A 20,522-nucleotide genomic window follows, 5' to 3' on the forward strand; every position below is an offset into this window, starting at 1 on the left:
TCGCTCGCGTCACGCCTCATCGATGCGCCTCCGGGCCTCGACGAGCGCGCGATAGGCGGCGCGCAGATCGCTCTCGACGGTGCTGATGCTGACCCCCATCTCGTTTGCGATCGCGCGCTGGCCGATGCCGTCGACGCGGTGGCGGCGGAAGATGGCGGCGGCGCGCGGCGGGATGGTGGCCAGCGCCGCCTGCGCGATATCGAGCGCCTCGCGCGCGATCAGGATGCGTTCGCCCGAGGGCGCGTCTGATCGGCCGGGAACGCTTTCGCCCACCGTCTCGCTCCAGTCCTGATCGCGCAGCGCCGCCTGCCGGATCGAGCGGTGGCGATCGACCATCAGATTGTTGGCCGCGCGATAGAGATAGGAGAGGGGCGACGCGATCGGGCCGCCGGCCGGGGCCGACGACAGCCGGATCCACAATTCATGCAGCAGGTCCTCCGCCGCGTCTCCCGCGCCGTGGGCGATCAGGAAACGCACGAGCTTGTCGCGATTCGCCAGGAAGACGGCTTCAAGGCCGGCTGTCGTCATGTGTGTCGATCATGTCGCTCCAGCAGGTGGGCGCCGCTACCCTGTCACAAGGCGCTTGGCCAGTCCAAAGGATGTGATCGGGCGCTTGAGCCTGTTTGCGAATGCGCCTGTCGGCGCATGGCGGCATCGGCCCGCTCCCCCACGCATCGGCCCCAGCAAAGTAATACTCTGCTGGGAACCCGACGGCCTCCCATAAGATACTGCCGTTGGGAGGCCGGGTGGGGGAGCGGGCCGATGCCGCCTCGAAATGCGCTCTGCCGCGCATTTTCAAACGGCCTTCACGCCGCGCTCGCGCTCCAGGTGGTGCGGGCCGAGGCACCGTAATTCCAGACCATGCCGACGAGGATGCCGGCGACGGCCGCCAGCTCCCACGGCAGGCCGTGGTCGAGCAGGCGGGTGGCGACGAACACGTTGGCGATCGCGCCGATCGTGCAGACCAGCGCGAAGGAGGCGAGCCCGATCGGCCAGCCCCAGCCACGCCTTTGCCGATCCGGATAGGTCAGCAGATTGTTGATCGCATAATTGCTGGTGATCGCGGTGAGCGTGGCGGCGATGTGCGCGGGCAGGAAGGCGATCCCCGAAAGCCCGAACAACAGGCTCAGCACCGTCAGATGCACGAGCAGGCCGACCGTGCCGACGGCGGCGAAGGAGAGGATGCGGACCGGGATCGCATGGCCGATCATCTTGTCCGCCAGCATCATCACATAATCCCAGGCGACGCGCGGAGAGAGCTTGCTCTCGCCATTCTCGCGCAGGGAGAAAAGCAGCGGCAGTTCGCGGATGCGGAGCGAGGGGCCGGCGGTCAGCACGATATCGAGCATCACCTTGAAGCCGATCGCGGACAGATCGGGCGCGCAGCGATCGATCACCTCGCGGCGGAGCGCGAAGAAGCCGCTCATCGGATCGGACAGCTCGACCCCCGCCACCGAGCGCGCGAGCCAGGTGGCGACGCGGCTGGTCGTCACGCGCGATCGTGCCCAGTCGCCCAGCGATCCGCCTTCGACATGGCGGCTGCCGACGACGAGATCGGTCTCGCCGCCGCGCAGCACCCGGAGCATCTGCGCCAGCAGAGCGGGGTCATGCTGGAGATCCGCATCCATCACCGCGACGAACGGCGCGCTGGAGGCCAGCATCCCTTCGAGGCTGGCCGAGGCGAGGCCGCGACGGCCGATGCGCCGGATCACGCGGATGCGCGGATCGCGGGCGTGGAGCGTGCGGGCATGCTCGGCCGTGCCGTCCGGCGAGTCATCATCGACGACGATCATCTCCCAGCGGATCCCGCGCAGCGCCGCGTCCACACGCGCCAGCAGCGTCGCCAGATTGGCCTTCTCGTTGAAGGTGGGCACGATCACCGCCAGTTCGACGGGGGCGTGGGAGGGCGCTGCCGGGACGGGCCTCGCGATCCTCTCCCGCAGCGGCGGAAGGGGAGAGAGAAGGTCGCTGGCGCGCATCTGCCCGCCGTGGATCGAGAGTGTCGTCATTCGCCATCCGAGATTGGGAAGCCGCGTGGATGTCGATGAGACGGAGGCCTGGGCCGAGCGCCTTGGTGCGCTCGAACGGCGCGGGGTCTTCCCATCCGATCGGAAAGCGAGGATGTGGGAACCTTGCTGTCGCCGACTGCGCAAGGTGAGACATGACGGAAAAGCCGACCGAAGGGATCAAGCCTTATCCGGGGCCGGCAGGCGGATGGGGCGCCTTGCGCGCGGTGGCGAAGGCCGTGCGCGCCGAAATGGGCGCCAGCACCAATACGCGCGCGCTGCTCAGTATGAACCAGCCCGAGGGCTTCGACTGCCCCGGCTGCGCCTGGCCCGATCCCAAGCACACCTCCTCGTTCGAATTCTGCGAGAATGGCGCCAAGGCCGTCACCTGGGAAGCGACCCAGAAGCGCGTCGATCCCGATTTCTTCGCGCGCCACAGCGTGTCCGAACTGTGGGGCTGGTCCGATTATGCGCTGGAGGAAGCGGGGCGCCTCACCCACCCGCTCCGCTACGATCCCGCGACCGACCACTTCGTGCCCGTGGAATGGGACAACGCGTTCGAGCATGCCGGCGCCGTGCTGCGCGCGATCGCCGATCCGAATGCGGTGGAATTCTACACGTCCGGCCGCGCCTCCAACGAGGCAGCGTTCCTCTACCAGCTCTACGCCCGCGAATATGGGACCAACAATTTCCCCGATTGCTCGAACATGTGCCACGAGGCGACCAGCGTCGGCCTCCCCCAGTCGATCGGTGTCGGCAAGGGCACCGTTTTGCTCGAGGATTTCGAGGAGACGGACGCGGTCTTCAGCTTCGGCCACAATCCCGGCACCAACCATCCGCGCATGCTGGGCACGCTGCGCGAAGTGTCGCGCCGGGGCGTGCCGATCATCGCGATCAATCCGATGCGCGAGCGCGGGCTGGAGCGGTTCCAGGATCCGCAGGCGCCGGTGGAAATGGCCACGTTCGGCGCCACCCCGATCTCGTCTGCCTATCATCTGGTGAAGGTCGGCGGCGATCTCGCGCTCGTGAAGGGCATGATCAAGGCGCTGCTGGAGGCGGATGCGGCCGATCTGGCGAATGGCGGCGAAGGCCTGCTGGATCGCGAGTTCATCCGCGTCCACACCACCGGCATCGACGCCTTGCGCGCCGATATCGAGGGCACGGACTGGGACGATATCTGCCGCGTCTCGGGCCTGACGCAGGACGCGATCGAAGGCATGACGCGCGTTTACTCGACCGCGAAGCGCGTGATCATCTGCTATGGCATGGGCATCACCCAGCATCGGCATGGTACGGAGACCGTCCAGCAACTGGCGAACCTGCTTCTGCTGCGCGGCAATTTCGGGCGCGAGGGCGCGGGCATCTGCCCGGTGCGCGGCCATTCGAACGTGCAGGGTGATCGCACCGTCGGCATCACGGAAATTCCGGGCGAGGCGTTCCTGAAGCGGCTGGATCTCGCCTTCGGTATCACCAGCCCGCGCGCGCACGGCCACAATGCGGTGGAGGCGATCGCCGCGATGCGCGACGGCACGGCCAAGGCGTTCATCGGCCTCGGCGGCAATCTGGCGGTGGCGATCAGCGATCCGCAGACGACCTTCGCCGCCTTCCGCAATCTGGACCTGAACGTCCAGATCTGCACGAAGCTCAACCGCACCTGCCTGCTGACCGCGAAGGAAAGCCTGATCCTGCCCTGCCTCGGCCGCACCGAGATCGACGTGCAGGCGGGCGGGTTGCAGTCCGTGACGGTCGAGGATTCGATGTCGATGGTCCACGCCTCGCGCGGGATGCTGCAGCCGGTGGCGGAGACGCTCCGCTCCGAGCCGGCGATCGTCGCGGGGCTCGCCAAGGCCAGCCTGCCGAAGACGGTCGTGGGCTGGGACGATCTCGTCGCCGATTATGATCGCATTCGCGACAAGATCGAGGAGGTCTTCCCCGATTTCTACGATTTCAACGAACGGGTACGCGTGAAGGGCGGCTTCCGCCTGCGCGTCGGCGCCTCGCAGCGGCAATGGGATACGGCGGACGGGAAGGCGCATCTCCTCGTCGCGAACATTCCGCTCGGCGTGGAGCGGGAAGACCACCCCTATCTGCTGACCACGATCCGCAGCCACGATCAGTACAACACCACGATCTACGGGCTGAACGATCGCTATCGGGGCATCACCGGGCGCCGCGACGTCGTCTTCCTGAACGGGGACGATCTGCGCGATCTGGGCCTTGCCCATGGCGACCGCGTGGATGTGATCGCGGGGGACCGGATCCTCGCGGGCCAGACCGCCGTGGCGCACACGATCGCGCGGGGATCGGTCGCGGCTTATTATCCGGAGGCGAACTGCCTCGTCCCGCTGGACAATCACGACAAGGCCAGCGGCACGCCCGCCTACAAATCGATCCCGGTGATGGTCCGACGGGCGGCGTGATGCCGGCCGACACGATCGCCCCGCTTTCGCCCCAGGCCCATCGCAGCATCCGCTTCACCCGGATCGCGGCCGACGGACAGGCGGTGGAGATCGAGCGCGAGATCGCGGCCGAGGTGCCGATCGCGCTGGAATATCAGGGGATCGGTTATGCCGTTCTGATGGCGACGCCGGCCGATCTGGAGGATCTGGCGGTCGGGTTCAGCCTTTCCGAGCGGCTCGTGGACGTGGCCGACCAGGTGCTGGATGTCGATGTGCATCCGGCTGGCGCGGGTTTCGTCGTTCGCGTCTCGCTGCGGCACGATGTCGCGGAGCGCATCCTCGACCGGGTGCGACACCGGGCGACGGATTCGTCCTGCGGCCTGTGCGGCATCGAAAATCTCGAGCAGGCGCTCCGGCCGCTGCCCCAGGTGGGCACCGTCTCCGCTGCCGAAGACAGCGCCTGCTTCCGCGCTTTGGCGGCGCTGGGCGATCATCAGCTACTCAACCGCACGACCGGAGCGGTCCATGCGGCGGCGGCCTGCTCGGCGAATGGCGAGATCCTGCTCGTGCGGGAGGATGTCGGCCGTCACAATGCGTTCGACAAACTGATTGGCGCGATGCTGCGCGCGGAGCAGGATTGGGACGGCGGCTTCGCGCTGGTCTCGTCGCGCTGCTCCTACGAGATGGTGGAGAAAGCGGTGCTCGCCCGATGCCCGATGCTGGCCGCCATTTCGGCCCCCACGGCGCTGGCGGTCGATCGCGCCTCTGCCGCCGGATTGCGCCTGCGCGCGCTGGTGCGGGCGGACGCGTTGCTGGCGTTCGATCCCTGATGCGGATTCTGGGCGCGATCCTCGCCGGCGGCCGATCGTCGCGCTTCGGATCGGACAAGGCCGAGGCGATGCTGGAGGGGCGCCGCCTGATCGACTGGGCCCACGACTGTATGGCCGGGCATGTCGATCACATCGTCGTCTGCGGGCGGCCCGGTGGCATCGCCGATCGGCCGCATCCCGATCTGGGCCCGCTGGGGGGCATCAATGCGGCCCTGCATCATGCACGGGATCGGGGGTTCGAGGCCGTTCTCACGGTGCCTTGCGACGTGCCCATATTACCGTCCGGTACGATGCGACGACTGGCGGATGCGCCATCGCAAGCCTTTCTCCGGAGCTTGCCCGTCGTCGCGCGCTGGGATGCAAGCTTCGCGGATCAACTCGACCGGCATCTGGAAGGGGAGGAGCGATCGGTGGCGCGATGGGCGCGCCGGATCGGAAGCCTGCCGATTTCAGCGGACGACGACATCGATAATGTGAACACACCCGCCGATCTGGAACGGTTGTCGACGCGCCGCGCGGGATTGAGACGGTAGGGTGGACGCTTTGGGGAGCGGGCGCCGATCGGTCGGCGCCCGCTCCCGACGCAGGATTATTGAGGAGTGTAGCCGCCGCTGGCCGTCGGGGTGGGCGCTTCGCGGACCGCGCGATTGCCGGCCTCCGAAATCGCCTTCCACTCGGCATTGGTGTGGCATTCCTTTTGGCGGCTGACGAGAGAGCCAGTCGCCTGAAGCTTGACGCAACGAACATAATCAGGAGCATTCTTGTTCGCGGGCTCCATCGTCTTGGGAGCCGCGATCGCGATGGTTGCCGTTGTTGTCGAGAGGACGGCCACGGCAAGGATCAACCTGTTCATGCAAACTCCTTCATGCGGGCGCGCAGATGAATCGCCCGGTTGCAGGACGGAGCCGAGGAGCAGGAGCCTTGATCCATTTGCGTCAATTGCGAGGTGCGACGACGCGACAAGCCATCATGGTGATCCCGAAAGATGAAAAGACCGGAAACTCTTCGGTCGTCTTCTCGGGCAAGATCATTTTGGGACCGTTTCCAGCGAGAAGGTCAGTTGTCCGCTTGCCCGACTGCGATCGGCCTTGCTCGCGATGGTCCAGTCCAGACGATAGGTGCCGGCCGGGAAGGGCGCCTTGGCGCCGATGTCCAGCGATCTCCCATCCTTGCCGGGCTTCACGTCGATCGCCGCCATTCGCATCGCGCCGTGATGCGGCATGCCCGGCATGTCGGTCATGACGAGTTGAACGGTCGAGGCCCTGGCGTCGATCGGCTCGCTGAAGAGAAGCCGCAGGCGATCCGTGCGCGGCGTGGTGCTGCCGGCGCTGGGGTTCGAGCCTGTCAGGCTGGGCTGGCCGATCGCCGGTCCGGCGACGAACAGGGACAGAATGGCGGCAGGCATCAGAATTTTCCGCATGACGAACTCCAGCAATCGAACCTAGGCGATACGCGGGCCGTCATCGCGGCCCTCGCCGGCGGAAATTCCTTCGCGGTGATGAGGGGCGCGGGCGGTGGCTGCGTACCGAGGCAGGAAAGGATGTTGCGGATGATCGATGATCCGGTCTCGGCCCGGCTGGAGGAAGCGGCGCACGCGCCCGTGCCGTTGCGCCTGCACGCGATGGACGATGCGATCCTGGCGCGGATGGGCGAAATCCGCGACGGGCGGCGGCAGGCCGCCGTCGTCGGTAGCGGCATTGCCGTCGCGCTGTTCGCGCTGTCCGTCGGCCTCTTCGGGGGAATGCTGCCCGCCGCATCCGCTCCGTCGCGCGCTTTCGATCCGGGACTGGCCTATGCGCCCTCCACCTTGCTGGCAGGCCGGGGCTGATGCGCTGGCGGGCGCTGGTGGCGGTCGCGCTGATCGCTTTCGCGGCGGCGCTGGCGGGCGTCGCCTTGGGGCGCATGCTGCTGCCTGCTGCGCCCGCACCGCGCGATGATCTGCACGAGATCGTCCATCGCCGGCTGGACCTGAGCGACGATCAGCAGGCGACGATCGCCGGGCTGGAACAGAGCTATCATCGCCGCCGCGCCATGCTGGAGGCGGCGATGCGCGCGCAGAACGGCGTGTTGGCCGAGGCGATCCAGCGCGAGCACGGCAATGGCCCTGCCGTACTGGGGGCGGTCGACCGATCGCACCGGATCATGGGCGATCTGCAGAAGGAGACGATCGCGCACGTCTTCGCCATGCGCCGCGTGCTTCGGCCCGATCAGGCCGCGCGCTATGACCAGTTGGTCTCGCAGACGCTCACGACCGGGCTGAGGTGACCTCGTCCCCGTCGTCGGACGAGGACGACGCATCCTTCATCGCTGCCGCGCTGCGGGGCGAGCCGGCCGGCTTTTCCGGGCTCTTCGCGCGCCACCGGGCTCCGCTCTATCGGTTGATCCGCGCGCAGGTCCGCGACGAGCAGGAGGCGCTGGACCTCGTGCAGGAAGCGTTCGCCTCGGCCTTCGCGGCACTCGGCCGGTATGATCCCGCGCTGCCGTTCCGCCCCTGGCTCAGCCGGATCGCGCTCAACAAATGTCGCGACGCCGCGCGCCGTCGGATGGTGCGACGGCTGTTCGCCTTCGCGCTGCCGATCGGGGAGGCTGCGAGCCTGCCGGACCCGCAGCCCGACACGGAGGGGGTTCTGGTCGCGCGCGATACGCTGCAGCGGACGATGGCGGCGATCGCGTCGTTGCCGGCATCGCTGCGCGAACCGCTGACGCTCTGTACGCTCGACGAATTGAGCCAGCGCGAGGCGGCGGGGGTGCTGGGCATCAGCGAGAAAGCGGTGGAACTCCGCATCCGCCGCGCCCGCGCCCGCCTGTCCGAAATTCTTGGCGGGTAGCGGGCGCTGCGAAAAGCGCTTCACCCCTCTCTCCGTTCGTTCTGAGCGAAGTCGAAGAACGTGCTGCGGACATCGCGCGTGATGCGCGTGCTTCGACTTCGCTCGGCACGAACGGAAGGTTGGCCGACATCGAGACGTTTATCGCCAGCCATTGAGGGCCGGCCGGCTGCGGTGCGTATCTTCCCCGTGAACAATGGGCCCTCGAACCCCATCGAGGCGGAGAAGCAAGATGACGATCAGGCGGCGCGATCTTCTGCGCCACGGGGCGGGTGCCGTAGGTGCCCTCGGCGCGGCGGGGCTCCTGCCGTTCTGGGCGTCGTCGTTCGCGCATGGCGTGCAGGCCGCGCCCGACACGCTGACCGGGACCGATATCCTGCTGCGCGCCGAGCATGGCAGCTGGGCGATCGACGGGCGGCATGGCCATGCGACGATGCTCAACGGCACCGTGCCGGGTCCGCTGATCCGGCTGCGCGAGGGCGACGATGTCCGCCTGACGATCGACAACCGGCTGGACGAGGACACCTCGGTCCACTGGCACGGTCTGCTGGTGCCGCCGGAATTTGACGGCGTGCCCGGCGTGAGCTTTCCGGGCATCAGGCCGGGCGAGCGCTTCACCTATCGCTTCCCGCTGATCCAGTCCGGCACCTATTGGTATCACAGCCATTCCGGCCTGCAGGAGCAGATCGGGCTGTTCGGCCCGCTGATCATCGATCCCAAGGGCCCCGATCCGATCGCGTCCGATCGCGAGCATGTGATCCTGCTGTCCGACTGGAGCTTCCTCCACCCGCACAGGCTGCTGATGAAGCTGAAGCAGCAGAGCGGCTATTTCAACCGCCAGAAGCAGACACTGGCCGGATTGGCCTCGGGGCGGGACCAGCCCGCAAAGGATCGGCTCGACTGGGGGCGGATGCGGATGGACCCGACCGACATTTCGGACGTGACCGGCTCCACCTACACCTTCCTCGTCAACGGCCATGGCCCGGCCGACACCTGGACCGGCCTGTTCCGGCCCGGCGAGCGGGTGCGGCTGCGCATCATCAATGCGGCGGCGATGACGGTGTTCAACGTGCGCCTGCCGGGCCTGAAGGTGACGGTGGTGGCGGCCGATGGCCAGCCCGTGCGCCCCGTCACGGTCGACGAATTGCAGATCGCCAATGCCGAAACCTATGACGTGATCGTCACGCCCGACGAGGACAAGGCCTATGCGCTGGTGGCGGAGGCGGTCGACCGCTCCGGCATCGCGCGGGCGACGCTGGCGCCGCGTGCCGGGATGGTCGCCCCGCTGCCCCCGCGTCGCCGCCGCCCGCTCGCCACGATGCGCGACATGGGCATGGATATGGGCGGCATGTCCATGAAGGAGATGGGGGACATGGGTGGCATGTCGATGGCGATGCGCGACCAACGCAACGCGCCGTCCGTGCCGCTCAACCCCGGCGTCCAGACGATCGCCCCGATGCCGGCCGATCGCACCGGCGATCCGGGGCAGGGGCTGATCGGGCTCGACCACAAGGTGCTCGCCTATCAGGATCTCGTCGCGCTCGTCCCCAATCCGGATGCGCGCGCGCCCTCGCGATCGATGGAGATCCACCTCACCGGCAATATGGAACGCTATATGTGGGCGTTCGACGGGAAGGCCTTCAGCGCCGTGACCGCGCCGATCCCGTTTCGAGAAAACGAGCGGGTGCGCGTCACGCTCGTCAACGATACGATGATGACGCACCCTATCCACCTGCACGGCCATTTCTTCGAGCTGGTGACGGGCAAGGGCGATCATGCTCCGCGCAAACATACGGTGGCGGTGCTGCCCGGCGGCAAGGTGACGTTCGATCTGACCGCGAATGCGGTGGGCGACTGGGCATTCCACTGCCACATGTTGCTCCACATGCATGCCGGCATGTTTCAGGTGGTGGGCGTGCGGCCCGATCCGGCCCCTGAATCTGCCGGCGAGGCGAGCGCGTGATCGCTCTGCTCCTCGCCGCAGCGCTCGCCGCCGATCCGCAGGCGCATGATCATCACGCGATGGACATGCCGATGCCGGTGACCGCGCCCGCCTCTGAACGGGCGGCCACGCCATCGCAGCCGGCCGAGGTGCCGGTGGGCGATGCGCCGCCGCCGAAGGCTCCCGCCGATCACTATGCCGATCGCACCTACGATCCCGCCGCGATGGCGGCGGCGCGCGATCTGCTCCGGCGCGAGCATGGCGGCGGCACCTATTCGCTCGTCTCGCTGCCGATCGCGGAATGGCGGCAGGGCAAGGGGCGCGAGTCCTTCCGCTGGAATGGCGAGGCCTGGTATGGCAGCGATGTTCGGCGCGCCGTGTTCAAGACGGAAGGCGAGGCCGAGCGCGGCCGCGCCCCGGACGAGGCGGAGGTCCAGCTTCTCGCCTCGCGGCCGATCGACGCCTATTGGGATCTGCAGGCCGGTGTGCGGCAGGATGTGGGGCGCGGCGCGAAGCGGACCTATGCGACCGTCGCCGTGGAAGGACTGGCGCCTTACTGGTTCGATGTCGAGGCGGCCTTGTTCCTGTCGACGCGGGGCGATCTGCTGGGGCGGGTGGAGGCCTCCTACGACCAGCGCCTGACCCAATATGCGATCCTGCAGCCCCGGATCGAACTGGAAGCGGCCGCGCAGGACGTGCGCCGCAGCGGCATCGGCCGGGGCCTGAGCGACGTGAAGGCCGACCTGCGGCTGCGTTACACGATCGTCCCCGAATTCGCGCCTTATGTGGGCGTGGGCTATGAAACGAGGGTGGGCCGCACGCGTCGCTTCGCCGAGCAGGCGGGGGAGAAAGCGCGCGGCACCTATCTGCTGGTCGGCATCGCCAGCTTCTTCTGAGGCAAAGTCAGCGACGCCCGCCCGGATCGTGCACGCCTAGGGGCGATGCGCGAGGCGAAACCGATGCGCGAAGCGATTGCAGGGCACTTCCACGAGCTTGAAGCTGGAAAAAGCCACTGCGGTGGAGGCCGCCAGCGTCAGAATGACGAAGAGCGGCTCCGGAAGATAGGCGAGCCCGGACTGGCGCATGCCATAATAGCACAGGGCGAGGACCGGCATGTGAAACAGATAGAAACTGTAGCTGATGTCGCCGAAGAATTTGCCGGTGCGGGAGTGGCCAAGATACTGAAGGCCGCCAAAGAACAGGACGAAGGCGAGCGAATAGGATCCGAGGGCGCGGACGGAATGCACATCGAGCCCGGCCCTCGCCTTCAGGATCGTATAGGCTGCGAGGAAGGCCAGGATGGCGGCAAAGAAGGCCTTCAGATCCAGCGGCATGCTTCCGATGAAGCCGGTTTGCCGCCCCTCTCTGGAATCCCAATATTGCCGGGTTCGCGCTCCGGCGAACATGATCGACAGGTGGAGCAGGCCCAGGAAGACCTTGTCCTCCGAAAGCGAGGCGGCGTGATGCGTAACCGTCATGATCGCCGCATAGGCGAGGCTTGAGAAAAAGAGAAAGAATGCCATCGCCATGTAGGCATGGCTGTTCTTGTACGCGACTTTGTAGATCGCGCTTATCATGAGATAGAAGATGATCTCGATCTGCAAAGTCCAGAATACGCCGATCGCATCGTTATATCCGAGCAGATTTTGGAACATGGTGGCGTTGGCGGCGATCTGTTGGGCGTGCAGATGATTCGCCATGTTCGATATGTCGGGTATTTTTGTGATGGCGATCACAGAGGCGACGGCCAATGCGAGCCAATAGGCCGGATACAAACGGAAAAGACGGTGGATCCAGAACAGCCGGATGCCCTCGATCGTGGGAGTCCGGATCGCTCGGGCGATCACAAATCCGCTGATGAGAAAGAAGATGACGACCCCGATCCGCCCGAAATCGATCACTTCCGCGAAGATGGGATCGTCGCCCATGCCGTTCGAATAGGATTTCAGGCAGTGGTGGAGAAACACCAGCAGGACGGCGGTGCCGCGCAGCGTATCCAGTTGAAGGATGCGGGCGCCGGCTTTTCGGGTTTGCAAATCCGCTCGCAGACTTTCCTCGACACCCATGGCACGCCCCTCCCAATCCGTCCCAAGGGCGCTTCGAAAGCGCCGCAATCGATCCCATGTTGCCCGCATCGGCCCTTAGGGGCAATCCCGGCGGCCGGGCGCTGGCCCCCGGAAATCTGTGGCGGAGAGGGGGGGGCTGCGCAAACCAGCGTTTGCCGGGCTTGCTGGGGAAGGCCACGCATTACCGATGCATCAAGATCGCATCAGGAACGAAGCGCCGGGCCGCCCTCGGAAATCGTCGCAGATGCGAACCTGGACGCAAAATCCGTCTGAATTCAACGATTTCAGACGGATTTTTGCGATGGTCGGGGAGAGAGGATTCGAACCTCCGGCCCCTGCCTCCCGAAGACAGTGCTCTACCAGGCTGAGCTACTCCCCGACGGAGTCCGAAACCCGTAAATGCCTGTGGGTCAGGCGGGTCCGGCGAGCCAAGATGGCGCCCTTTAGCGACCACCTTTCGCGGCGGCAAGGCCCTAATCCGCATTGGCGCGACGGAAGCGTCATTCCCTGGGGATAAGCCTAGAAGCGATAGCCCAGCCGTGCCTGGACGAGCGCGGTGCCGCGCACCCTGTCGGCGCCCCGTATGTCGGGCAGGGAGGTGCGGGCGAGCCCGGCGATGGGCGTGGTGAGCAGACGGCTGCGGAGCAGCATCCCGCCTTCCAGCGCGAAATTCAGCCCGCGCACCGGGCTCTTGCCGTAGCCGAGCATCAGAGCGGGCGCGAATTTGCGGACGATCCGGCGGCCGCTCAGCGATTCGAGGCCGCCGACGAAGCTCATGCCCCGGACCGATCCGGCGTGCAGCGAGGTCCAGTTGCGCGCGCCGCCGCGATCCGGGCGATCACGGGCCGAGAGACTGAAGCCCTCCCCGAACGGCGCCAGCGCGATCATCCCGCCGCCGGCATGGAGCAAGGCGTCGGTCTGGTCGATCAGTCCGAAGGCGCGGCAGCAACGAAGCGTAGAGGCGCGGGCTCGGCGAGGATCGGTCGGTCAGCAGGCGATCGAGCGACGTCGCCTCCGGTGCCGCTGCCGGGGCAGGGGAGGGCGCGAAGAACAGTGCCCCCGCACCGATCCCCGAGCCGATCGCGCTCCTGATCATGCCGTGTCCCCCCGGACGTCCATTGCGAACCACCCGGGACAGACTCTATCGCGCCTTTCGGTGAAACTTGCGCCACATTATGATGACAACTCGTTGAATCCCGTGGGTTCCTATGGGTTTACGGATCGTTACTGGTTTGATCCCGGGCCTTGCGGTAGGCTTGCGCATCGTGAGTTGGCTCGAGATCACTGCCGCCACCCTCGGGGTGATCAACATGGTGCTGCTCGTCCGCCGCAGCATCTGGAATTATGCGTTCGGCATCGCGATGGTGGCGATGTACGTGCCGATCTTCTTCCAGCAGCGGCTCTATAGCGACGCGCTGCTCCAGATCTTCTTCATCGTCGTCCAGCTCTACGGCTGGTGGGAATGGCGCCGGTCATCCGGCCGCGCGGGCGAGGTGGTGGTCGAAAGGCTCGGCTGGCGCGCGCGCACCGTGTGGGCGGCCTGCGGGACCGTCGCCTGGTTCGCCTGGAGCAGCATGATGCATCGCTATACGGACGCGGTGAATCCCTATTGGGACGGTGCCGTCGCGGCGATGAGCGTGGCCGCGCAGATGCTGCAGGCGCGCCGTCTGGTCGAGACATGGCCGTTGTGGGTGACGGTCGATGTCGTGGCGATCGCGCTTTACTGGAGCCGGGACTTGAGGGTGACGGCCTTGCTCTACGTCTTGTTTCTGCTCATGTCGGTGTGGGGGTGGCTCGCCTGGCTGCGGGCGGAGCGTGGGAACAAGGACATGCGGGCGTGAGGGTGACGGGGGCGTGACGCACGGCCTGATCTTCGGTCGCTTCGATCCGCCGCACGAGGGGCAGATCATGCTGGCGCGGACGGCGCGCGAGCTGGTCGATCGCCTGACGATCGTGGCGCTGGGAGAGCCGGGCGGCACGGTGCCGCTGGGCCTGCGCGTCGCGTGGCTGAAGGAATTGCTGCCGCAGGTGGATGTGGTCGCGCTCGATTTGCCCGAAGGGCCGCCGCGCGCGGCGGGCTTCGCCGATCTGCTGCGATCGATCGTGGCCGAGCCGATCGACGTGATGTTCGCCGGCAGCAGCCAGGGCGAGGCCACGGCCGCCCGTCTGGGCGCGCGCTTCGTCGAGCTGGATCACGACCAGCGCGTGGTGCCGATTTCCGGCGCCGAGATACGCGAGGATCCGTTCGCGGCGTGGGGCTTCCTGCCGCCGCCGGTGAAGCCTTATTTCGCCAAGACGATCTGCCTGCACGGGCCGGAAAGCACGGGCAAATCCACGCTGGCGCCGCGCCTCGCGCGCCATTTCGAAACGCTCTATCTGCCCGAATATGGGCGCACCTATTGCGAGGCGTTCGGCCTGGCGCTGACGATGGCCGATCTGCTGGCGATCGGGCGCACCCACGCGGCGATGACGCGGGCGACCCTGCGCGTGTGCAACCGCCGCCTGATCCTTGATACCGATCCGCTGATGACGGCGGCTTGGGCCGAGATGCTGTTCGAGCGCAGCGATCCCTGGTTCGACAGCTTCGACGAGACGGCCGATCTGTACCTGCTGCTGGATATCGACATGCCGTGGGTGGACGATGGCACGCGCTTCTTCGGCGATGCCGAGCGGCGGCGGAAATTCTTCGATTGCTCGCGCGATCAGCTGGAGCGGCGCGGCCTGCCCTATGCGATCGTCTCCGGCGCGCCGGAGGAACGGTTCGAACGATCTTTGGCGGCGATCCGCGAGGCCGGGCTGGGCTGAGACGAGGCTGCGCGGACGCCGAAAGTCACACGAAGGTCACGCCTCCACGTGCCCGTGCGTGAAGGTCGCCACAGCGCGGGCGGCAGACGCGAAATCGGAATGGACGGGGGCATGAGGTCCGACTCTTTGGCGGGTGGCGGACCGACTAAGTGTCACGGCAAATCCTGCATCGCAAAGGGCGGCGCGGGCTCTTGAGGACCGGCTGCTTCACGTGGCCGCGCAAGAGGATTGGTTTCACGCAGAGGCGCAGAGACGCGGAGAGAAAAGTGGGAGGGGGCTGCTTTCTGGTGGAAAGCGGACTGTCTGCTGGCGAGCGGGAAATGCAACGAGCTATGCTTCCGCGTAGCCATACGAAAGCTGCACTTCGCCGCTTCTGATCTCGACATTGAAAACCCCATCGAGCGTCGCGTGGCGCGGCGAGAGATAGGCAGTCGCTCCGGAAAACTCGTGTTCTCCCAACACGATCCCTTCCGTCGCGTTGGGAGTGTCACAGCCGAGCCGGAAAGGCTCTGGAACATCGCGGGTCGCGCCTTCAGCGTCCACCCACCCGTTGCCGTAGATCGGGGTTATTTCACGGACCCAATTTATCATGCTCGACAGATGCGGCATCCCCTAAATGTCCGCAACGGGGCGGGAGCCGCCATTCGCCTGCCTCCTCGGAAGCCCGGCCGGTCAGTTCGCCTTGGGCGGGCGGGTGCTGGCGTCGGTCAGGTCGACGATTTCGAGGCGGCCGGGGCCGGCGCGTCTCCGGATCAGGCTGCCCTTGGGCACCATGTAGGTCGCGCGCATCGTGAAGCGTTCGATCCGGTAGACTCCGGGGGCGGCGCTGTCTTCGTTCAGGCGGGCATAGCGGCGTGCGGTGATCTGGTTCAGCACCGGATTGGCCCAGGCGCGGGCGGGAGAGCCGCGCAGGATCTCGACCTCGTCGGTGTGGCCGTCCGGGCGGACCCAGAAGCCGACATCGGCCCACTTGATCGGGTCGTTATCCGTGGAGCGTGTGTCGGTAGGATCGAACACGCCCAGTCTGCGCGCGCTATCCTGGGCCGCGGCATCCGCGCCCTGCTCATAGGGAGGCGCCCAGACGAGAACGGGTTTGTCCGCGGTGCCTTTGCCGCCCAGCGTATCGACGGCGCGGGTGATCTCGGCGTCGTTCGAATTGCGGATGGCGAGCCGCAGGCGGAGTGCCGGAAGGATCGCCTGAATGGCGGGATCCTGCGCGATGGGATCGCGGGCGATTTCCTCCAGCAGGTGGGCGGCGCGATCATGCTGATCCATCGAACTGGCCAGCCAGACGCGGCGCAGCGCCGCCGACAAAGCGATATTGGTCTGCCCCTGCTCCCGTGCCTTTCGCTCCGCCGCCTGATAGGCCGCATCGGCGTCGCGCGGACTCTGCAGCTTCACCCACATGTCGCCCAGCGCCAGCGCCGTATCGGTCACGGCGGGATCGTCTGCCGGGAGATTGTCGCGCAGCGTCTGCACCTGATTGCTGACCGCGCGGCGATAGACGTCCTTGTCGCCCTCGTGCAGCGCGACCGTGGCATAGGCCTCGTAGATCGCGGCCACGGGGCGGGGATCGCTCCGGGCGAAGCGGCTGTTGCGATCCACCGCCTTCGACAGCGAAACCTTGGCCTTCATATAGTCGCCGTCGCGAAACAGCTTCTCGGCCCAGGCGATCGAGATCTGTGCATCGCGCAGCGGCGTGCAGCCGCCGGCGATGCATTCGGCATAGGCCTTATCCAGCGACTTGCCCGTCACCACGATCTGCGGGGGAGCGGCGATGGCCTGGGCCAGAGCGAAGGCGAAAAGGGCGATCATGCGCGCATCTGCATCGGGCAGCCTCCTGGCGGCGAGCCCCATCGGTTCGCGCCGATGGGGAAATATCCGTGATCGGCGGGGTCCTGTCCATGGCGGGCGCGCAGCTTCCCCTCCATTCTGGCTGGTTTCGGAACGGCATATCGCGACGAACGGTTGATGGAGATATTGATAATGAGTTGCAATACCTCGTCGGATTGCTATCGGGCCGGTCCGGAATAATCAAAGGGAAGCTCGTTACATGAACCTGTTGCTCGCGCTGATGGCCGCCGCCCCCGAAGCGGCCGTCGAACCGCGGACCGACGATATCGTCGTCACCGCCCAGCGCACCGAGGGCAGCGAGGATTATACGACCACCGTGCAGTCCACCGCCGTGCGCCTGCCGCTGTCCAAGCGCGAGACGCCGCAATCGATGAGCATCGTCACGAACGCGCAGATGCGCGATTTCAAGCTGACCGACGTGAACCAGCTGCTGGCGACGGTGCCGGGCGTGAACGTGCTCGCGGTGGAGACGGACCGCGTTTATTATTCGGCGCGCGGCTTCGACATCCAGACCTTCCAGATCGACGGCGTCGGCCTGCCCTTCGCGTTCCAGATCCAGACCGGATCGATCGACACCTCGATCTACGATCATATCGAGGTGATCCGCGGCGCGCCGGGCCTGCTCTCCTCCACCGGCAATCCTTCCGCCGTGGTGAACTTCATCCGCAAGCGCCCGACCAAGGACCTGCAGGCGACCTTCAGCGCGCAATATGGCTCGTACAACGATCTGCGGCTCGATGCGGACGTGAGCGCGCCGCTGACCGGCAACGGGGCGCTGCGCGCGCGCGTCGTCGGCGCGTTCGTCGACAAGGATTCCTATCTCGATCGCTATCATCTGCGCCGCTGGACCGGATACGGCATCGTCGAGGGCGATCTGGGCCCGGATACGACGGTGAGCGTCGGCTATGGTCATCAGGACCATAAGAGCAACGGCGCGATGTGGGGCTCGATCCCGCTTTACTATACGGATGGGGGACGCATCCCGCTGGATCGCTCCTCCAGCACCGCGCCGGACTGGTCGAGCTGGAATGTGATCGACCGCCAGATCTTCGGCGACGTGACGCACCAGTTCGGCAATGGCTGGATCGGCAAGGTGACGGCGGTGCGGCGCGCGATCAGCGAGAAGGACCAGCTGTTCTACGTCTATCAGAATCCGGATCGGGCGACGGGTCTGGGCGTCGTTACCTATCCGGGTGCGTTCGACGGGCCGACGCGCAACCTGACGCTGGACGCCTATGTCGGCGGCCCCGTCACCCTGTTCGGGCGGACGCATGACCTGATGTTCGGCGTGAACCGCAGCGCGCAGCAGTACAAGCAATATTCGTCCTACGATACCAGCGCGATCGGCGTGTCCGTGCCGCTCTCGCAGCTGTTCGATGGCAGCTTTCCGCGCCCGAACTTCCCAAGCAATTATACGCTCAGCCTGAACCAGCATACGCGCCGCGAGACGGCCTATGGCCTCGTCCGCCTGAGCTTGGCGGATCCGCTGAAGCTGATGGTGGGGGTGAACGTGACCCGCGCTATTAGCGACGGCGAATCCTATAGCGTCCCGAGTAATTACAAGAAGACGCGCGCACTGCCTTACGCGGGCGTCACGCTGGACCTGACCAAGAATATCAGCGCCTATGCGAGCTATACCACCATCTTCAATCCGCAGACCCAGTCGGGCGCGGACCGGCGGGTGCTGGCGCCGATCCAGGGCAAGAATCTGGAAGGCGGCGTGAAGGGCGAGTGGCTGGGCGGTCGCGCGACCGCGAGCCTCGCCATCTTCCAGACGCGGCAGGACAATACGGCCGAATCGGCAGGTTTCGATCCCACGATCGGCCAGACCATCTATCGCGGCGTGGACGCCAAGTCCGAAGGCATCGAACTGGAATTCGGGGGCCGCGTGACCGACGAGATCCAGGCGACCGGCGGCTACACGATCATGCGCGTGCGCGGCGAGAATGACGCGCCCGTCCGCACCTTCGTGCCGCGCCAGACGGGGCGCCTGAACCTGACCTATGCGCCGCATGCGCTGGACGGGCTGAAGCTGGGTGCGTCGCTCCAGTATCAGAGCAAGATCTACACGGTGTCGGCCTCGCCGCTGACCGCCGGGCCGAACACCGGCCAGTTGGGCAAGCTGACGCAGAGCGGTTACGCCGTGGTCGATCTGCTCGCGCGCTATGCGCTCAACGATCACTGGGAAGTCAGCGCGAACCTGAAGAACGTGGGCAATCGCAAATATCTGACGTCGCTCGTCGTCGATCAGGGATATTACGCCGCGCCGCGCACGATCCTGGGCACGATCACGTGGAAATATTGAGGCGGGTGCCGGGGGCGGCGGCGTAGGAGCCTCGCGATGGCGATGTCCCAGAGCAGGGTGAAGGCGTGGTATCTGGTCCACAAGTGGACCAGCCTCGTCTGCACACTCTTCCTCCTGATGTTCTGCATCACCGGCCTGCCGCTGATCTTTGCGCACGAGATCGACGAGGCCACACGCGCGCCGCAACTGGCGCAAGGCGTGGCTCCGGATGCGCGCGCGAATCTCGATGTGGTGCAGAAAGCGTCCGTGGCCGATCATCCCGGCTGGAAGACGCTCTACATGACGTGGGACGAGGACAAGCCTCTGCTCTACGTGACGGTCGCGCCCAGCTACGGCGCGTCGGCCACCGACATGAAGTATAAATTGTTCGACGCGCGGACGGGGGCGGAGGTGCAGGCCGCGCCGCTGGACGAGGGCGTAATGGCCTTCCTGCTCGATCTGCACGCGCATCTGCTGCTGGGGCTTCCGGGCGAATTGTTCCTCGGTGGGATCGGGCTGGTATTCCTCGTCTCGATCGTCTCGGGCGTGGTCGTCTACGCGCCCTTCATGCGAAAACTGCGCTTCGGCACGGTGCGCAAGGATCGCAGCCGCCGGCTCAAATGGCTGGATACGCACAATATGATCGGCATCGTCACGCTCGGCTGGGTGACGGTGGTGGGGCTGACGGGCTTCATCCTCACAATGTCGCTGCCGATCACGATGATCTGGCAGGCGGACGAGCTGGCCGAGATGGCGGCACCCTATAAGGGGGCGAAACTGCCCAACACGCTCGCTTCGGTGGACAAGGCGGTGGCGACGGTGCGCGCGGCCGCGCCCGCGGCGCGGGTGAGCTTCATCGCGTTTCCGGGCACGGGCTACAGTACCCCGCATCATTATATGGTGGCGCTGGCGGGGGCGACGCCGCTGACCGAGCGGCTCGTGAACCCGGCGATGGTGGATGCCGAAACCGGGCGCCTGACCGACCTGCGCCAGATGCCCTGGTATGTGAAGGCGGTTTTCCTGTCCGCGCCTTTGCACTTTGGCGATTATGGCGGGCTGCCGCTGAAGATCATCTGGGCGCTGCTGGATGTCGCGGCGATCATCGTGCTGGGTACGGGCCTCTATCTCTGGCTGGGCAAAAGGCGCGCGTCGCTCGACCGGCGCGTGCTGGAGGTGCGGACGGGCGGGCTCGTGGTGCCGGAGCCGGCGGAATGAAAATGTCCAGGGCGCCGTCGCCGGGCGCGCAGAGCAACTGGCGCATCTTCCGCTGGCCGATCGTGATGGCCTTCGCCAGCGCGGTGGGGCTGATCGCGGCGCTGGTGGGCGACGGGGTCTACGATCTCGTCTCGTGGCTGACCTTGGGACTGACGATCGTGGTGATGATCGCGGCGTGGCGGGGATGGTCGGCGGGGTAGGGGCTGCGTTTACTTCCCCCGCCAGTCCGGAGATGGCAGGCAAAAAACTCCGTTCGTGCTTCGACTTCGCTCAGCACGAATGGGTAGGGGCGCTCG

Annotated in this window: 21 protein-coding genes and 1 tRNA gene; 13 read left to right on the forward strand and 9 right to left on the reverse strand. The window is 66.4% G+C overall.

All coding sequences use genetic code 11. The features are described 5' to 3' along the window. Positions 1–9: 9 nt before the first annotated feature. Together HL653_RS12970 and HL653_RS12975 are read right to left on the reverse strand one after the other, a co-directional pair. Positions 10–528, reverse strand: coding sequence for a sigma-70 family RNA polymerase sigma factor (locus tag HL653_RS12970; protein ID WP_171744882.1), 519 nt, complete (start codon positions 526–528; stop codon positions 10–12). Between the two features lie 278 nt (positions 529–806). Beyond that, entirely contained in the window at positions 807–2,009 is a 1,203-nt protein-coding gene (locus HL653_RS12975) for a glycosyltransferase family 2 protein (RefSeq protein WP_253716829.1), read from the reverse strand. 152 nt (positions 2,010–2,161) lie between these two features. Here HL653_RS12975 and HL653_RS12980 point away from each other — a divergent pair, with 152 nt between their 5' ends. The 3 genes from HL653_RS12980 to HL653_RS12990 are packed head-to-tail and all read left to right on the forward strand — an operon-like array spanning position 2,162 to position 5,768. After that, positions 2,162–4,426, forward strand: a complete 2,265-nt coding sequence (locus HL653_RS12980) for an FdhF/YdeP family oxidoreductase (protein ID WP_171744883.1) — start codon at positions 2,162–2,164, stop codon at positions 4,424–4,426. Beyond that, positions 4,426–5,235: a formate dehydrogenase accessory sulfurtransferase FdhD gene (gene fdhD / locus HL653_RS12985; protein ID WP_171744884.1), complete on the forward strand. Its 810-nt coding sequence runs from the start codon at positions 4,426–4,428 to the stop codon at positions 5,233–5,235. Before HL653_RS12980 ends, fdhD begins: the two co-directional genes overlap by 1 nt. Further along, on the forward strand, positions 5,235–5,768 hold the full coding sequence (locus HL653_RS12990) for a molybdenum cofactor guanylyltransferase (protein WP_171744885.1): 534 nt from the start codon (positions 5,235–5,237) through the stop codon (positions 5,766–5,768). Before fdhD ends, HL653_RS12990 begins: the two co-directional genes overlap by 1 nt. Positions 5,769–5,824: 56 nt before the next feature. Here the strand turns inward: HL653_RS12990 and HL653_RS12995 are convergent, their stop codons facing one another. After that, positions 5,825–6,088 carry a hypothetical protein gene (locus tag HL653_RS12995; RefSeq protein ID WP_253716831.1) on the reverse strand — a complete coding sequence of 88 codons (264 nt, stop codon included), beginning with the start codon at positions 6,086–6,088 and terminating at the stop codon, positions 5,825–5,827. Positions 6,089–6,262: 174 nt separating this feature from the next. Further along, the gene (locus tag HL653_RS13000) at positions 6,263–6,655 is read right to left on the reverse strand and encodes a copper resistance protein CopC (RefSeq protein ID WP_171744886.1); all 393 of its coding nucleotides are present in this window, start codon (positions 6,653–6,655) and stop codon (positions 6,263–6,265) included. 129 nt (positions 6,656–6,784) lie between these two features. Between HL653_RS13000 and HL653_RS13005 the strand changes: the two genes are divergently transcribed. The 5 genes from HL653_RS13005 to HL653_RS13025 all read left to right on the forward strand — a co-directional run bounded on the left by HL653_RS13005 (position 6,785) and on the right by HL653_RS13025 (position 10,898). Next, positions 6,785–7,063: a hypothetical protein gene (locus HL653_RS13005; RefSeq protein ID WP_171744887.1), complete on the forward strand. Its 279-nt coding sequence runs from the start codon at positions 6,785–6,787 to the stop codon at positions 7,061–7,063. After that, positions 7,063–7,500: a periplasmic heavy metal sensor gene (locus HL653_RS13010; RefSeq protein WP_171744888.1), complete on the forward strand. Its 438-nt coding sequence runs from the start codon at positions 7,063–7,065 to the stop codon at positions 7,498–7,500. Before HL653_RS13005 ends, HL653_RS13010 begins: the two co-directional genes overlap by 1 nt. Beyond that, positions 7,497–8,063, forward strand: a complete 567-nt coding sequence (locus tag HL653_RS13015) for an RNA polymerase sigma factor (protein WP_171744889.1) — start codon at positions 7,497–7,499, stop codon at positions 8,061–8,063. The genes HL653_RS13010 and HL653_RS13015 overlap by 4 nt, the downstream gene beginning before the upstream one ends. A gap of 229 nt (positions 8,064–8,292) precedes the next feature. Continuing rightward, positions 8,293–10,023, forward strand: a complete 1,731-nt coding sequence (locus HL653_RS13020) for a copper resistance system multicopper oxidase (RefSeq protein ID WP_171744890.1) — start codon at positions 8,293–8,295, stop codon at positions 10,021–10,023. Further along, the gene (locus HL653_RS13025; protein ID WP_171744891.1) at positions 10,020–10,898 is read left to right on the forward strand and encodes a copper resistance protein B; all 879 of its coding nucleotides are present in this window, start codon (positions 10,020–10,022) and stop codon (positions 10,896–10,898) included. The genes HL653_RS13020 and HL653_RS13025 overlap by 4 nt, the downstream gene beginning before the upstream one ends. 36 nt (positions 10,899–10,934) lie before the next feature. On the opposite strand, the gene HL653_RS13030 is transcribed toward HL653_RS13025, so the two are convergent. The 3 genes from HL653_RS13030 to HL653_RS13040 all read right to left on the reverse strand — a co-directional run bounded on the left by HL653_RS13030 (position 10,935) and on the right by HL653_RS13040 (position 12,977). After that, complete coding sequence (locus HL653_RS13030) at positions 10,935–12,038, reverse strand: acyltransferase (protein WP_171744892.1); 1,104 nt, start codon at positions 12,036–12,038, stop codon at positions 10,935–10,937. 332 nt (positions 12,039–12,370) lie between these two features. After that, a tRNA-Pro gene (locus HL653_RS13035) sits at positions 12,371–12,447 on the reverse strand. A gap of 140 nt (positions 12,448–12,587) precedes the next feature. Next, on the reverse strand, positions 12,588–12,977 hold the full coding sequence (locus HL653_RS13040; protein WP_171744893.1) for a hypothetical protein: 390 nt from the start codon (positions 12,975–12,977) through the stop codon (positions 12,588–12,590). Between the two features lie 356 nt (positions 12,978–13,333). On the opposite strand from HL653_RS13040, the gene pnuC reads away from it, so the two are divergent. Both pnuC and HL653_RS13050 read left to right on the forward strand, forming a co-directional pair. Continuing rightward, positions 13,334–13,909 (forward strand): nicotinamide riboside transporter PnuC, encoded by a 576-nt coding sequence (pnuC, locus tag HL653_RS13045; RefSeq protein ID WP_253716833.1) that lies wholly within the window; start codon positions 13,334–13,336, stop codon positions 13,907–13,909. A gap of 13 nt (positions 13,910–13,922) precedes the next feature. Beyond that, a complete protein-coding gene (locus tag HL653_RS13050; protein ID WP_253716835.1) occupies positions 13,923–14,873 on the forward strand; it encodes an AAA family ATPase in 951 nt (316 codons plus the stop codon). A gap of 330 nt (positions 14,874–15,203) precedes the next feature. Here HL653_RS13050 and HL653_RS13055 read toward each other — a convergent pair whose 3' ends face one another. Together HL653_RS13055 and HL653_RS13060 are read right to left on the reverse strand one after the other, a co-directional pair. After that, the gene (locus HL653_RS13055; RefSeq protein WP_171744895.1) at positions 15,204–15,482 is read right to left on the reverse strand and encodes a hypothetical protein; all 279 of its coding nucleotides are present in this window, start codon (positions 15,480–15,482) and stop codon (positions 15,204–15,206) included. A gap of 63 nt (positions 15,483–15,545) precedes the next feature. Further along, entirely contained in the window at positions 15,546–16,688 is a 1,143-nt protein-coding gene (locus HL653_RS13060) for a lipopolysaccharide assembly protein LapB (RefSeq protein ID WP_171744896.1), read from the reverse strand. A gap of 238 nt (positions 16,689–16,926) precedes the next feature. Here HL653_RS13060 and HL653_RS13065 point away from each other — a divergent pair, with 238 nt between their 5' ends. From HL653_RS13065 to HL653_RS13075, 3 genes are read left to right on the forward strand one after another with little or no spacing between them, the layout of a single operon-like run. Further along, the gene (locus HL653_RS13065) at positions 16,927–19,032 is read left to right on the forward strand and encodes a TonB-dependent siderophore receptor (RefSeq protein WP_171744897.1); all 2,106 of its coding nucleotides are present in this window, start codon (positions 16,927–16,929) and stop codon (positions 19,030–19,032) included. A 36-nt stretch (positions 19,033–19,068) separates the two neighbouring features. After that, complete coding sequence (locus HL653_RS13070; protein WP_253716837.1) at positions 19,069–20,226, forward strand: PepSY domain-containing protein; 1,158 nt, start codon at positions 19,069–19,071, stop codon at positions 20,224–20,226. Beyond that, complete coding sequence (locus HL653_RS13075; RefSeq protein ID WP_216599863.1) at positions 20,223–20,426, forward strand: hypothetical protein; 204 nt, start codon at positions 20,223–20,225, stop codon at positions 20,424–20,426. The genes HL653_RS13070 and HL653_RS13075 overlap by 4 nt, the downstream gene beginning before the upstream one ends. Positions 20,427–20,522: the final 96 nt, after the last annotated feature.

The sequence above is a fragment of the Sphingomonas sp. AP4-R1 genome (assembly GCF_013113735.1).
GTDB lineage: Bacteria > Pseudomonadota > Alphaproteobacteria > Sphingomonadales > Sphingomonadaceae > Sphingomonas_I.